Origin of the sequence: Mycolicibacterium llatzerense (assembly GCF_025331195.1) — a bacterium.
Lineage (GTDB): Bacteria > Actinomycetota > Actinomycetes > Mycobacteriales > Mycobacteriaceae > Mycobacterium > Mycobacterium llatzerense.
The window spans coordinates 974,947-987,899 of sequence record NZ_LXOV01000012.1; the positions used below are offsets into that span (position 1 = coordinate 974,947).

Genomic DNA, 12,953 nt, shown 5'->3' on the forward strand with positions numbered 1-12,953 from the left:
GGTCTCGGGGAGGCACACCGAGACGCAACCGTGACGTTTTTGTGAGAAGGCGGATGCGCGAACACTCGTGTGGGGCTATCCACCCGGCTGAGGTCAGTCGAGCAAGACCGTGGCGTAGGTACCCAACTGGGTGAACCCGATGCGCCGGTAGATCGCGCGGGCCGGGCCGTTGAAATCGTTGACGTAGAGGCTGGCCGTCCGGCCGCTGCGCAGCACCGCAGACGCCAAGGTCGCGGTGCCCGCAGCACCCAGACCACGGCCACGCCATTCCGGATGCACCCACACGCCCTGGATCTGACCGACCCGCGACGTCTGCGCCCCGATCTCGGCCTTGAACACCACCTGGCCGTCCTCGATCCGCGCCCACGCCCGGCCGGCGGCGATCAACCCCGCCAGCCGGCGACGATAGCCGCGGCCACCGTCGCCAAGACGCGGGTCCACACCGACCTCGCCGATGAACATGTCCACTGCCGCAACGACATACGCGTCCAACTCGTCCATCCGGACCGGACGCACCGCGGGATCGAGCGTGCACTGCGGGGCATCGGACAGCGTCAGCAGCGGCTGGCAGTCCCTGACCTCGCGGGCCGGGCCCCACACCTGCGCCAGTTGCTGCCACATCGGCAGCACCAACTCCGCGCGGCCCACCAACGACGAACACCGGCGCGGGGCACTCATCACCTTGTCGGCGAACACCATCATGTCGGCCGCGGTCCCCCGCATCGGGATCAGATTCACCCCGGCGAAGCACAGCGACTCGGTGGCCTGGCTGCGGGTCCACAGCTCGCCGCCGATGGCCACCGGATCGAGGCCGTGGTCAGCCACCCGGGCGGCCACCATGCAGGTGCCCACCGGATCCTCGTCGAAGACCTGCTGCACCTGGGCGACTTCGCGCACCACTGATATCCGGCGCGCATCTGCGATCCGGAAAAGTGGAGGTGCCGACATTCACCGACCTTCTTGCGCGTGTGACCTGATCTACTGTTGAGGCTTGCCCGTGACCGCTATCACAAGGCTGTGCTCAGCTTACGGTTACGACGGGCGAACCGCTCGCATCGGTGCCGGACTCGGCCGCGATTCGCATCGCCTCTTCGATCAGGGTCTCGACGATCTGAGATTCGGGGACCGTCTTGATCACCTGGCCGCGGACGAAAATCTGGCCCTTGCCGTTACCCGACGCCACCCCGAGGTCGGCCTCACGCGCCTCACCCGGTCCGTTCACCACACAGCCCATGACGGCGACGCGCAGCGGCACGTCGAGCCCGTCGAGCCCGGCCGACACCGCGTTCGCCAGCTTGTAGACGTCCACCTGGGCGCGGCCGCAGGACGGGCACGACACGATCTCCAGGCCGCGGGGCCGCAGATTCAGCGACTCCAGGATCTGGTTGCCGACCTTGACCTCTTCGACCGGCGGTGCGGACAGCGATACCCGGATGGTGTCGCCGATGCCCTCGCTCAGCAGCGCGCCGAACGCGACGGCGCTCTTGATGGTGCCCTGGAACGCCGGACCGGCCTCGGTCACGCCGAGGTGCAGCGGGTAGTCGCACTTGGCGGCGAGCTGGCGGTAGGCCTCCACCATGATCACCGGGTCGTTGTGCTTGACGCTGATCTTGATGTCGCCGAAGCCGTGCTCCTCGAACAGCGAGGCCTCCCACAGCGCCGACTCGACGAGCGCCTCCGGGGTGGCCTTGCCGTACTTCTCCAGCAGTCGCGGGTCGAGCGAACCGGCGTTGACGCCGATGCGGATCGGGATGCCCGCGGCGCCGGCGGCCTTGGCGACTTCCTTGACCCGGCCGTCGAACTCCTTGATGTTGCCCGGATTCACGCGTACCGCGGCGCAGCCGGCGTCGATGGCCGCGAAGATGTACTTGGGCTGGAAGTGGATGTCGGCGATCACCGGGATCTGGCTGTGCCGGGCGATCTCGGCCAGCGCGTCGGCGTCTTCCTGCCGCGGACAGGCCACGCGGACGATGTTGCAGCCCGACGCCGTCAGCTCGGCGATCTGCTGCAGCGTGGAGTTCACGTCGTGCGTCTTGGTCGTGCACATCGACTGCACGGAGATGGGGAAATCGCTGCCGACGCCTACGTCACGCACCATCAGCTGTCGGGTCTGACGGCGCGGCGCCAGGGTCGGGACTGGTGGCGCCTCGCTGGCGCCATCTCCGATGCCCGGCATGCCCAAACCGATGGAGGTCATCACGGTCTCCTACTGGAAGATTCGAATGGGGTTCACAAGATCAGCCGTGACGGTCAGCAGCATGTAGCCGCCGATCACCACCAGGACCACATAGGTGGCCGGCATCAGCTTGAGGTAGTTCACCGGAGCCGCGGCGACTTTGCCGCGGGACGCGCGAATCATATTGCGCAGCTTCTCGAAGACTGCGACCGCGATGTGTCCGCCGTCGAACGGCAGCAGCGGCAGCAGGTTCACCGCGCCCAGGACGAAGTTCAGCTGCGCCAGGAAGAACCAGAACATCACCCACAACCCGTGGTCGACGGTGTCGCCGCCGATGATGCTCGCGCCGACCACGCTGATCGGGGTTTCCTTGTCGCGCTCGCCGCCGCCGATCGAGTGGATCAGCGCCCCCACCTTGGTCGGGATCTTCGCCAGCGACTTGCCCAGTTCGACGGCCAGGTCACCGGTGAAGGTGAAGGTCGCGGGCACGGCAGTCAGTGCGTTGTACTGCGTCGGTCCGGGCTGCGCTGCCGCGGTGACGCCGATGGCGCCGATGGTCGCCGCGGTGTCGGAGTCCTTGACCGTGAATCGCTGGGTCTGCTCGACGTTGACGGTGGTGGTGAACGTCTGGCCGCCGCGTTGGTAGACGACCGGCACAGTGCCGCTGAAACCGCGGATGGCCTTCGCCATCTCCTCGAACGTGCTCACCGATTTGTCGCCGACCTTGACGACGGTGTCCCCGGCCTTCAAGCCGGCCGCGGCGGCGGGACCGGCTCCCGGATGCGGGCACGGACCGAACGGGTTGTCGCCCGTCTTGGCGATTTGCGGTGCCACACAAGCGGTCTCACCGATCACCGCGGTCGTCGTCTGGTGCAGATTCGGCAGGCCCCACGTCACCGCGATGCCGTAGATCAGCACCAGTCCGATGATGAAGTTCATCGCAGGTCCGGCGAACAGCACGGCGACGCGCTTCCACACCTTCTGCTTGTACATCGCGTACGGCTCATCCGCGGGCGCGATCTCGTCGACCGACGTCATGCCCGCGATATCGCAGAAGCCGCCGAGCGGCACGGCCTTGAGGCCGTATTCGGTGGTGCCGAGCCGGTTGGGCCGGTGCGTGGACCACAGCGTCGGGCCGAAGCCGACGAAGTACCGCCGCACCTTCATCCCGGTGGCCCGGGCCACCCACATGTGGCCGCACTCGTGCAGGGCCACCGACACCAGAATGGCCAGCGCGAAGAGCGCAATACCGATCACGAACATCATCGGGCGGGCACAACCTCCTGTGCGATGGTGCGCCGCGCCCGGTCCCGGGCCCAATCCTGCGCATCAAGTACGTCTTCCACGGTAGCGGGTTCGGCGGCCCATTGATCCGCAGCGCCCAGCACGTCGGACACGGTCCGCACGATTGCCGGGAACCCGATGCGCCCGTCGAGGAACGCTGCCGCTGCCTCTTCGTTGGCCGCGTTGTACACCGCGGTCAGGCAACCGCCGCGGGTTCCGGCCTCGCGGGCCAGCCGGACCGCCGGGAAGACGTCGTCGTCCAGTGGCTCGAACTCCCAGTTCGAGGCCTTGGTCCAGTCGCAGGCCAGGGCGGCGCCCGGGACGCGGGCCGGCCACCCCAGGGCCAGCGCGATGGGCAGTTTCATGTCGGGCGGGCTGGCCTGCGCCAGCGTCGAACCGTCGGTGAACGTGACCATCGAGTGCACGATGGACTGCGGGTGCACCACGACGTCGATGCGGTCGTAGTCGATGCCGAACAGCAGGTGGGTCTCGATGAGTTCCAGCCCCTTGTTGACCAGCGACGCCGAGTTCAGGGTGTTCATCGGCCCCATCGACCAGGTCGGGTGGGCCCCGGCCTGCTCGGGGGTGACGTCCTCCAGGTCCTTGGCCGCCCAACCGCGGAACGGGCCGCCGGACGCGGTGAGCACCAGCCGGGCCACTTCGTCACCCGTGCCGCCCCGCAGGCACTGGGCCAGCGCCGAATGCTCGGAGTCGACGGGCACGATCTGCCCGGGCTGTGCGGCCTTGAGCACCAACGGTCCACCGGCGACCAGCGACTCCTTGTTCGCCAGTGCGAGCCGGGCACCCGAATGCAGCGCGGCCAGCGTCGGCTTCAAACCCAGCGCCCCGACCAGCGAGTTCAGGACGACGTCGGCCTCGGTGTCCTCGACGAGCCGGGTGGCCGCGTCGGCGCCCGCGTAGGTGACGTCGCCGATGCGCTCGGCTGCGGCGACGTCGGCCACGGCGATATTGGTGACGCCCGTCTCGGCGCGCTGCCGAGCCAGCAGTTCGGCATTGCCGCCGCCGGCCGCCAGGCCGACGATCTCGAACCGGTCGGGGTTGGCGGCGATCACCTCCAGGGCCTGGGTACCGATCGACCCGGTACTGCCGAGCACCAGGACTCGTAGCCGCTCACTCACCTCTCTATTGTGCCGCCCCACCCGGCCTTCGGCGTCGGTGGTGGCACATCGGGATCAGCGGCGACGGAACCAGCCGGCGATCCGCGTCAGGCGGGCACTGCTGTGGCGCGCCGGATGGCGATGTCGCCCGAGGCGGTCCGGGCATGCACGGCCAACCGACGGTCGTCGCCTTCGGGGCCGGCGGCGGGGGTCAGATCGCTGTGCACCTTCCCGGACCGGCTGTCCAGATCGAGGTTCGCCGCGGTCCCCTCGGCGACGCCGACCTCGACGTAGCCACTGGCAGTGGCCACCGACACCGATCCCGACTCGGCGCCTGCCACTGTCAGTGATCCGGACGCGGTCCGGCTGTGCACGGCTCCGCGCAATGTCCCGACGGTGGCCGAGCCGCTGGCTGCCTGAAACTTCAGGTTGCCGTCCAGATCGTCGATCGACAGATCCCCCGAGGCCGTGGATACCGTGGCGTGCCCTAGCACCCGGCGGGCCGCGATGTCGCCGGATGCCGTGGCGGCCTTGATGTTTCCCTGTACAGAGTCGAGGACAGCGCTGCCGCTGGCGGCGTTGAACCGGCAGTCCGCGACCGGGCCGTCGACCTGCAGATCAGCTGACGCCACCGAGACCGAGAGCCTGGACAGTGCCGGCAACGCGATGTCGACGTTGACGGCGCCGCGGGACAGCGACAGCAGCTTTCTGCCGACGATCACCGTCAGCGCGCCGTTCGAGAAATCGATGTTTGCCTGCTCGGCCGCCCGGACGTCAGCGGCCCGCAACGGGTCACGTGGCGTGACACGCACCTCGGTGTCGGTCCGGTCGGCGGCGGCGATGCGTACAGCGCCGGCCGCGAGTTCGATCGTGGCGGTGATGGGGTCTGACGTCGGAAACGTTCGCATGGTGCTCTCCTGTCGGTGGGTGGGTTTCTTGTCTTCTGCCTTCGTCAGCGGACCCAGCCGCTGATGGTGTTGCCGTGTTTTCGATCGCGTGGCGCCGGCCCGCCGAGCGCGGCACCGACGGCGCGAACCAACCAGGCGTTGACCGACAGCCCGTCGCGCCGCGCCGCGGCGTCCACACCGCCGCGCAGCGCCTCGGGCAACCGCAGGGTCACGCGCCAGGTACCGCCGTCGTCGCCGGTCGGAGCGCTGACGGCGCCGTCGGCCAGGTCCGCATCGGCGGCGACCGGCGGTTCGGGATCCGCGTCGGCCGGGGTCCCGGTCACGACGAATTCCGGGTCTCGACCGCGCAATCGCACGTCGACCGACGCCGGTGCCAACTCACGCGTGATGTGTTCGGCCGCTTCGGAGAGCGACTCGAGCAACGCCAGGCGAAGCGCCGAATCGAGCGGTGCGCTGAGCCGTTCGGCGAGTTCAGCCGCCTCGGCACCACCGGCCGCGGCGGCGATCTCCAGCTCGATCCGAACTCCGTCGACGTAGGGTTGCAGGTCCATGACACCACTATGACATCACTTTGGTGTCACTGCAAGCGTCAAGATGACGCCACGTCATGTCGCCCACGCGCCACCTACCGCCCGTCGCGCGACTACGACCGAGCGTCGTATGCAAGAATGACCGCAATCCATCGGATCGTTAAGGAGTAGCCGTGGCCACCACCGAGGTCGAACGAAGCACCGGCGTCGATGTCGAGGACGTCCCCTCGGCCGAGTGGGGCTGGTCCAAGATGAACCGCGGCGTTATTCAGGTCGGCGGCATCCTGTCCGCCCTCTTCCTGCTGGTGATGCTGCGCGGCAACCACGTCGGCCACGTCGAGGACGCCTGGCTGATCGGGTTCTCCATCCTGCTGTTCGTCATCGTGATCCGCGGCTGGTGGCTGCGCCGTCGCGGCTGGATCCGCTGACCTCAGTCCTTACGACGAAGGCCACGAACTCTTTCGAGTTCGTGGCCTTCGTCGTTGCCGGGTTTCAGGCGGTGGGCTCCCGGTGCCGCCGGTCCGAATGGAAGAACGTGACGAGTGTCGTTGCGCCGCAGATCAAGCCGACCGTGCCGATGAGCTGCGGACCCGTGATCCGGTCGACCAGCCCACCACCCACGGCCGCGCCGATCATGAACGACGACAACAAGGCCAGGTAACCCAGCCAGTCGTAGACAGTGCCGCTGCCACAGATGTGGCGCTCCAGCCCCTGTCCCAGCTTGACGACCGTTCCGGTGACGTAGCTGAGCGGCACCGCCACTTCGCCGCGCTTGACGAAGCTGGTGTTCAGCGCGCCCACCGAGAAACAGATGATCAGGATGCCCGTGAAGTTGACGTCCTCGTAGTACCAGCCGTCCTCGTACAGCTCGACCACGGACGCCACCAACAAGCCGATGGTGACCAGCGCGGTGGCACCGTGCGGATGGTTCTGCCAGTACCGGCGCCGCAGGAACGACGCCACGAAGACGCCCGCCAGGAAGCAGGCCATCAACGACAACGCCGCCAGCGGCCCCGCCCCGGACACCTTCTGACGTTCCGCGACATCGAACCACCCGAGCACGGCCCGTTCGGTGTTGCCCGTCATGAAGGTGACGAAGTATCCGGCACTGTGCAGGAACGCGACCGCACCGATCATGCCGGCCAACCACGACAGCAGCCACGACAACCGCGCCTCCGGTCCGATGGCGTCTTCCTTGCTCACAACCCTGTCGGGTGACTGCTGATCCACCGGCACATTATGTACGGCGCGGATCGACGGACGGCTCAGATCAGTCCCGGCGCGGTCACCGGCCTTGCGGCCGGCAGATGAAGCTGAGCCGGAACTTGCCGATCTGGATTTCGTCACCGCTGGTGAGTGGGAGCGACGGGACCTGGACTCCGTTCACAGACGTGCCGTTCAGGCTGCCGACGTCGACGATCCAGTATTCGCCATCGAGCCAACGGATTTCAGCATGGTGACGACTGACGGTGATGTCGTCGAGAAACACGGCACTGTCGGGGTGCCGACCGGCGGCGACAACATCGTCGACCAGCAGGAACTGGCCGCCAGGACCGGGGCCGCCGGTGATCGCCAGGACCCCCGAGCCCGGGTGTACCTCGGACACCCTCTGGTGCCCGGCATGCCCTGTGGCACCTTCGCCGATTACGCGGTGGATCGCGGTGGTGTGGACGGTGACGTCGTCGCCGAGGCGCGCGTGATCGGCCAGATTCATATCGGGTTTCCTTTGCCTGTCTGGGTTTTCGAAGCGCTACTTGATGGTGTGGCTGCGGGCATGGGCGATGGCATCGTCCAGCGTCTCGATGAGATGGTTCTCATGACGCAGGGATTCGATGATGCCGACACCTGCGAGTAGGTCTCGGTGCTCGGGCCGGACACCTTTGATGATCACGGTGATGCCCCGCTCCTCCAGGTCTTCGACGATTTGCGTCAGCGTGTGCGCGCCCGTGGCGTCGAGCATGCCGAGCTGCGACAGCCTGATGATGACGACCGCAGTCTCGGGATGTTGGCCATCGGTGATCGCGGTCGAAATCCGTTCGGCCGCACCGAAAAACATCGCCCCGTCGAGCCGCAGCAGGGCGATACGTTCGTCGCCGGGCACATAGGGCCCCGGCAGATCCTCGCGTGTGACGCTGCTGCGCCGGGCCAGCGCGCGCAGCGCAAACAACGCCGTTGCCGCGATACCGATCTCGACGGCCTGGATCAGGTCGAAACAGACAGTGACAATTGCGGTCAGCAGAAAAGTCACCGCGTCCGAACGCGTGGACCGCAGAATCCGCGTGACCGTGTGCGGTGAAATCATCCGGAACGCCGTCACCATCAGCACCGCCGAGAGCGCCGCCAGCGGGATGGTCCCGACCAGTCCGCTGACCAGGTACACCACGGCCAGCAGCACCACCGAGTGGACGATCGCCGCGACGCGGGTCCGCGCACCGGAGCGTACGTTGACCGCGGTGCGGGCAATGGCCCCGGTGGCCGGCATGCCGCCGAACATCCCGGAGGCGACCGAAGCCAGTCCCTGCCCAACCAGTTCCCGGTTCGGGTCGTAGGGCCCGGTCGGGGACATCGTCGCCGCGACCCGCGCCGACAGCAGTGACTCGATCGCAGCCAGTGCGGCGATCGCCAGTGCCGCACCGAACAGAGAGTGCAACACCGCCAGATCAGCGTGTGGCCATACCGGTGTGGGCAATCGCGAAGGCAGCGCGCCGATCCGGGCCGCCGGCAATCCAGTGCCCACGACCATGGCCGTAGCCGCTACAACCGCCACCAACGACGCCGGCACCGCGGGGTGCAGCCTGGGCAGCACGATCATCAACACCGCCACCAGTGCCGTGACGACCAGGGCCGGCCGTGCCGCCCCCAAGTCGAGGTGCGAGACGACCAGGCCTGCGGCCACCAGCGGGGGCCGCCCGGCGGGTGCCGCCTGGCCGAGCGCGGCCGGCACCTGCTGCAGAAAAATGATGACGGCGATGCCGAGGGTGAATCCTTCGATGACCGGCCACGGAATGAAGGTCACCGCGCGCCCCACACCGGTGATGCCGGCCACCACGACGATGACCCCGGCCAGGATGGTCACCGCGGCGACGCTGCCCAGTCCGTACTGGGCCACGATCGGCGCCAGTACCACCGTCATCGCCCCGGTCGGCCCCGATACCTGAACATGCGATCCGCCGAACACCGCGGCCACCAGCCCAGCCACGACTGCGGTGACCAGACCGGCCGCCGCGCCGACACCCGAACTGATTCCGAACGCCAGCGCGAGCGGCAACGCGACCACCCCGACCGTCACCCCGGCGAGGACGTCACGCCGCCACGAGAGCCTCAGACCGGCATAGTCCTTGCGCGACGGCAGCAACCGGGTGATGCGGTCGCCGGCGACCGTGGTCATCGGCTGGTGCCGATCGGCGGCAGTGAGCCGACGGCATCGAGCTGATCGCGCTGCGCGGCAAGGGTATCGGCGAGGAACGTCCGTGCGATGAGCAGAAGTTCGGCGATCTTCGGATGCGCCAACGTGTAGTACACCGCGTTGCCGGCCCGATACCCACTGACCACGTGATGCCGTTTGAGCACGGCCAGATGCTGCGAGAGCAGCGTCGGTTCGATATCGCTGGCCGCGAGGATGTCGCTCACCGGCGTCGGGCCAGCTGAAGTCGACAGGATCTCCAACACCCTGATGCGGGCCGGATGCGCGAGCGCTTTGAAGAGGTTCGCCTTGATCTCGTACAGCGGCCGTTCGGGACCATCGAGCACGCTGTCGACCATCTGCCGCACCCCTAATTGATGGATTGAGGAAATTCTCAATCCATCATACCGTGCGAGGCCCGCCCGACAGATTCACCAGATCCGCTTCTGCCAGACAACACACAGGCTCGCGAAGCGAAAGTTTGTGGGCTCGGTAACATTCGCGCCATGGCCGTAGCCGACAACACAATCGATCTGGGAGACCAAGCCTCCTTCACCGGCTTACGTGCGCTGGGCCGTGGCCCGCTCATCCAGTACACCTGGATCTACGAACATCCGGTCGACCTGGATGGCCTGCGCCGCCTGCACCGCAATCTGGGTAGCGGCGGCCTGCTGGGCCGCCGGATCGAACGGTCGCCACTGCCCTTCGGCCGGCACCGGTGGGTCCGCTCGACCGGACCGCTCGGCCTCGACATCGGCACCGGGACGCGGCCCGTCGCCGAGTTGAACGACTGGGTCAACGAACGCGGCTACATTCCGGTGGACCCGGAGCATGGCCCGCCGTGGCACCTGGGCGTGCAGCAGTTCGAAGGCGGCGGCGCGGCCGTGTCACTCGTGGTGTCGCACACCGTCGGAGATGGCCTGGCCATCGCCGAAGCGGTCGCCGACGCGGTCAACGGCGAACCCCGCGACCTCGGCTACCCGATACCCGCATCCCGGACCCGGCGCGAGGCCCTGCGCGAAGACCTCCGCCAGACAATGCGCTCGGTACCCAGTTGGTTCAAGGCCATGGTCGGGGCCGCCAAGATCGCCCGCGATCAGAAGGGCGACCTGGCGGCGTCGGCCAAATCGGCGACGGCGGCGGTGTCCAGCGGGATCACCACGCCGGTGACGCCGCCGTTCGTCACCATCCACATCGACATCGACGAGTGGCACCAGCGCGCGAAAGCCCTTGGCGGGACGAGCAATGTGCTGTTCGCCGCCCTCGGCGCCCGGGTCGGGCAGGTGGTGGGACGACTGGGCGACGACGGCCGGGCCATGCTCTCGTTCCCCGTCAACATCCGCACCGAGGGCGACACCCGGGGCAACGCGCTCAGCACCATCACCGTGATGGCGGACCCCGAGAAGGTCAGCACCGACCTGAGCGAACTCCGGGGCGAGATCAAGCACGAACTCGCCGGTGTCGACGAGTGGACCCGGATGATGCTCACGCCCCTTCCGCTCACTCCCCTGGTGCCGAAGTTCGCGGTGCGACGGCTGGAGAAGATGGTGCTCAAGGTCGGCAAGCCCATCGGCTGCTCGAACCTGGGCCTGTTCCCCCCCGCGTTCAACCGGCCCGACGGCACCGACGCCGACAATTTCCACGCCCGCCTGGTCGAACCGGGACTGACGCCGGTGGATCTCGAACGGCTCAACGGTCACCTGTTCCTGGTGTTGTGCCAGACCCCGACGTCGATGATCGTGACGGTCACCGCGTGGGAACCGGGCGAGACGAACACCAAAGCGGCACTGGCAGATTCCACCCGCAAGGCGCTGGCCGAACTCGGGCTCACCGGAACCGTCGACTAAGTTACCGGGTAGTACCATCGGTATCGTGGACAGTACCGCGAGCCCCGAGGGCAGCTCCGTCGAGGACGCCTCGACTCCGAGCCGAATCCTGGTGGCGACCGCGGAAGTGCTTGCCCGTCAGGGACAAGCCAAACTCAGCCTGTCCGAGGTCGCGATGCAGGCGGGGGTATCCCGCCCCACGCTGTACCGCTGGTTCGCTTCCAAAGAGGCGCTGCTCGAATCATTCGGGCGGTACGAACGCGAATTGTTCGTCGACGGCATGAGCGCGGCCACCGAAGGGCTGCGGGGCAACGAAAAGCTCGATGCCGCACTGCAGTTCATCGTGCGGTACCAGAAGACCTATTCCGGTGTGCGAGTCATCGACATCGAACCCGAAGTCGTGCTCGCCCAGCTGCCGAACGTCCTCCCGATCATGCGGAACCGCCTGCAGAAACTGCTCTCCGGACCGAACGCCGAATTGAAGGCGGCCACCGCCATCCGGATCGCGATATCGCATTACCTGGTCCGCAGTGACGACACCGACCAGCTGCTGGCGCAACTGCGCCATGCCGTCGGCCTGCGCGAGCCGAGCAGCTAGCCTTCAGCCGCCAATTGCCCACACGCAGCGGCGATTTCACGACCGCGGGTGTCGCGCACCGTGCATGACACACCGGCGGCCTGCACCCGGCGCACGAACTCCCGCTCGACGGGCTTCGGACTCGCGTCCCACTCGCTGCCCGGGGTCGGGTTCAAGGGAATCAGGTTCACGTGCACCAACGGGCCCAGCTTGTTACGCAGCTTCTTGCCCAAAAGGTCTGCCCGCCAAGGCTGATCGTTGACATCGCGGATCAGTGCGTACTCCACCGACACCCGGCGACCGGTCACGTCGGCGTAATACCGTGCGGCGTCGAGGACTTCGGAGACCTTCCACCGGTTGTTGACCGGCACGAGGGTGTCACGCAACTCGTCGTCGGGGGTGTGTAGTGACAGCGCCAGCGTCACACCGAGCTTCTCGTCGGCCAGTTTGCGGATCGCCGGCGCCAGCCCGACGGTCGAGACCGTCACTGAGCGGGCACTGATACCGAAACCCTCCGGCGGTGTCGCGGTGATCCGGCGGACGGCGGCCACCACCCGGTTGTAGTTGGCCAGCGGCTCGCCCATGCCCATGAAGACGATGTTGGACAGCCGGCCGTCGTGCTCGTTACGCATCGCGGCCGACGCCGCGCGCACCTGCTCCAGGATTTCGGCGGTCGACAGGTTGCGCTGCAGACCGCCCTGTCCGGTGGCGCAGAACGGGCAGGCCATGCCACAGCCGGCCTGCGACGAGATGCAGACGGTGTTGCGCTGTGGGTAGCGCATCAGGACCGACTCGAACGTCGTGCCGTCGACGGCGCGCCACAGGGTCTTGCGCGTCTCCCCTGCGTCGCACTGGATCTGTTTCACCGGCGAGATGAGGTCGGGGAACAGCGCCGAGGCCACCTGATCGCGCACCGAGGCGGGCAGATCGGTCATCTCGTGCGGGTCGGCGATCAGCCGGCCGTAGTACTGATTGGCCAGCTGCTTGGCCCGGAATTTCGGCAATCCCAGCTCGGCGACGGCCGAGGCGCGGCCGTCGGCGTCGAGGTCGGCAAGGTGCCGCGGCGGCATGCCGCGGCGCGGTGCTTCGAAAACCAGAGGAAGGGAAACGGCCATAACGGGCTTCAGTATC

At 67.6% G+C, this 12,953-nt stretch carries 14 protein-coding genes; 3 read left to right on the plus strand and 11 right to left on the minus strand.

What is annotated here, in order from left to right:
* Positions 1–93: 93 nt before the first annotated feature.
* The 6 genes from A7G45_RS19600 to A7G45_RS19625 form a co-directional block, all read right to left on the minus strand.
* Positions 94–948 carry a GNAT family N-acetyltransferase gene (locus A7G45_RS19600; RefSeq protein WP_260939611.1) on the minus strand — a complete coding sequence of 285 codons (855 nt, stop codon included), beginning with the start codon at positions 946–948 and terminating at the stop codon, positions 94–96.
* A gap of 73 nt (positions 949–1,021) precedes the next feature.
* Positions 1,022–2,197, minus strand: a complete 1,176-nt coding sequence (gene ispG / locus A7G45_RS19605) for a flavodoxin-dependent (E)-4-hydroxy-3-methylbut-2-enyl-diphosphate synthase (RefSeq protein ID WP_377042148.1) — start codon at positions 2,195–2,197, stop codon at positions 1,022–1,024.
* Between the two features lie 9 nt (positions 2,198–2,206).
* Complete coding sequence (locus tag A7G45_RS19610; protein ID WP_260939613.1) at positions 2,207–3,442, minus strand: M50 family metallopeptidase; 1,236 nt, start codon at positions 3,440–3,442, stop codon at positions 2,207–2,209.
* Positions 3,439–4,599, minus strand: coding sequence for a 1-deoxy-D-xylulose-5-phosphate reductoisomerase (gene dxr / locus A7G45_RS19615; RefSeq protein WP_260939614.1), 1,161 nt, complete (start codon positions 4,597–4,599; stop codon positions 3,439–3,441). Before dxr ends, A7G45_RS19610 begins: the two co-directional genes overlap by 4 nt.
* An 86-nt stretch (positions 4,600–4,685) precedes the next feature.
* Positions 4,686–5,486: a DUF4097 family beta strand repeat-containing protein gene (locus tag A7G45_RS19620; protein WP_260939615.1), complete on the minus strand. Its 801-nt coding sequence runs from the start codon at positions 5,484–5,486 to the stop codon at positions 4,686–4,688.
* A gap of 44 nt (positions 5,487–5,530) precedes the next feature.
* Positions 5,531–6,037 (minus strand): histidine kinase, encoded by a 507-nt coding sequence (locus A7G45_RS19625; protein WP_260939616.1) that lies wholly within the window; start codon positions 6,035–6,037, stop codon positions 5,531–5,533.
* A 152-nt stretch (positions 6,038–6,189) separates the two neighbouring features.
* Here A7G45_RS19625 and A7G45_RS19630 point away from each other — a divergent pair, with 152 nt between their 5' ends.
* Positions 6,190–6,444, plus strand: a complete 255-nt coding sequence (locus tag A7G45_RS19630) for a DUF2631 domain-containing protein (protein WP_260939617.1) — start codon at positions 6,190–6,192, stop codon at positions 6,442–6,444.
* Positions 6,445–6,508: 64 nt separating this feature from the next.
* Here the strand turns inward: A7G45_RS19630 and A7G45_RS19635 are convergent, their stop codons facing one another.
* Genes A7G45_RS19635 through A7G45_RS19650 form a run of 4 tightly spaced genes read right to left on the minus strand, consistent with a single transcriptional unit; the run spans position 6,509 to position 9,778 of the window.
* On the minus strand, positions 6,509–7,246 hold the full coding sequence (locus A7G45_RS19635; protein ID WP_260939618.1) for a YoaK family protein: 738 nt from the start codon (positions 7,244–7,246) through the stop codon (positions 6,509–6,511).
* A gap of 55 nt (positions 7,247–7,301) precedes the next feature.
* On the minus strand, positions 7,302–7,730 hold the full coding sequence (locus A7G45_RS19640; protein WP_260939619.1) for an FHA domain-containing protein: 429 nt from the start codon (positions 7,728–7,730) through the stop codon (positions 7,302–7,304).
* Between the two features lie 36 nt (positions 7,731–7,766).
* On the minus strand, positions 7,767–9,404 hold the full coding sequence (locus A7G45_RS19645; protein WP_260939622.1) for a SulP family inorganic anion transporter: 1,638 nt from the start codon (positions 9,402–9,404) through the stop codon (positions 7,767–7,769).
* Positions 9,401–9,778 (minus strand): ArsR/SmtB family transcription factor, encoded by a 378-nt coding sequence (locus tag A7G45_RS19650; RefSeq protein WP_260939623.1) that lies wholly within the window; start codon positions 9,776–9,778, stop codon positions 9,401–9,403. Before A7G45_RS19650 ends, A7G45_RS19645 begins: the two co-directional genes overlap by 4 nt.
* Before the next feature lie 147 nt (positions 9,779–9,925).
* On the opposite strand from A7G45_RS19650, the gene A7G45_RS19655 reads away from it, so the two are divergent.
* Together A7G45_RS19655 and A7G45_RS19660 are read left to right on the plus strand one after the other, a co-directional pair.
* On the plus strand, positions 9,926–11,266 hold the full coding sequence (locus tag A7G45_RS19655; protein ID WP_260939624.1) for a condensation domain-containing protein: 1,341 nt from the start codon (positions 9,926–9,928) through the stop codon (positions 11,264–11,266).
* Between the two features lie 25 nt (positions 11,267–11,291).
* The gene (locus tag A7G45_RS19660) at positions 11,292–11,843 is read left to right on the plus strand and encodes a TetR/AcrR family transcriptional regulator (RefSeq protein WP_043393646.1); all 552 of its coding nucleotides are present in this window, start codon (positions 11,292–11,294) and stop codon (positions 11,841–11,843) included.
* Here the strand turns inward: A7G45_RS19660 and rlmN are convergent.
* Positions 11,840–12,937 (minus strand): dual-specificity RNA methyltransferase RlmN, encoded by a 1,098-nt coding sequence (gene rlmN, locus A7G45_RS19665; protein WP_260939625.1) that lies wholly within the window; start codon positions 12,935–12,937, stop codon positions 11,840–11,842. The two genes, A7G45_RS19660 and rlmN, sit on opposite strands and share 4 nt — an antisense overlap.
* Between the last annotated feature and the right edge of the window lie 16 nt (positions 12,938–12,953).

What these genes read in the sequence shown, in the direction of transcription:
- A7G45_RS19650 (WP_260939623.1), bottom strand. Translation starts at nt 9,778, where the DNA reads ATGGTCGACAGCGTGCTCGATGGTCCCGAACGGCCGCTGTACGAGATC.
- A7G45_RS19625 (WP_260939616.1), bottom strand. Translation starts at nt 6,037, where the DNA reads ATGGACCTGCAACCCTACGTCGACGGAGTTCGGATCGAGCTGGAGATC.
- A7G45_RS19655 (WP_260939624.1), top strand. Translation starts at nt 9,926, where the DNA reads ATGGCCGTAGCCGACAACACAATCGATCTGGGAGACCAAGCCTCCTTC.
- A7G45_RS19600 (WP_260939611.1), bottom strand. Translation starts at nt 948, where the DNA reads ATGTCGGCACCTCCACTTTTCCGGATCGCAGATGCGCGCCGGATATCA.
- A7G45_RS19610 (WP_260939613.1), bottom strand. Translation starts at nt 3,442, where the DNA reads ATGATGTTCGTGATCGGTATTGCGCTCTTCGCGCTGGCCATTCTGGTG.
- rlmN (WP_260939625.1), bottom strand. Translation starts at nt 12,937, where the DNA reads ATGGCCGTTTCCCTTCCTCTGGTTTTCGAAGCACCGCGCCGCGGCATG.
- A7G45_RS19640 (WP_260939619.1), bottom strand. Translation starts at nt 7,730, where the DNA reads ATGAATCTGGCCGATCACGCGCGCCTCGGCGACGACGTCACCGTCCAC.
- A7G45_RS19645 (WP_260939622.1), bottom strand. Translation starts at nt 9,404, where the DNA reads ATGACCACGGTCGCCGGCGACCGCATCACCCGGTTGCTGCCGTCGCGC.
- ispG (WP_377042148.1), bottom strand. Translation starts at nt 2,197, where the DNA reads ATGACCTCCATCGGTTTGGGCATGCCGGGCATCGGAGATGGCGCCAGC.
- A7G45_RS19620 (WP_260939615.1), bottom strand. Translation starts at nt 5,486, where the DNA reads ATGCGAACGTTTCCGACGTCAGACCCCATCACCGCCACGATCGAACTC.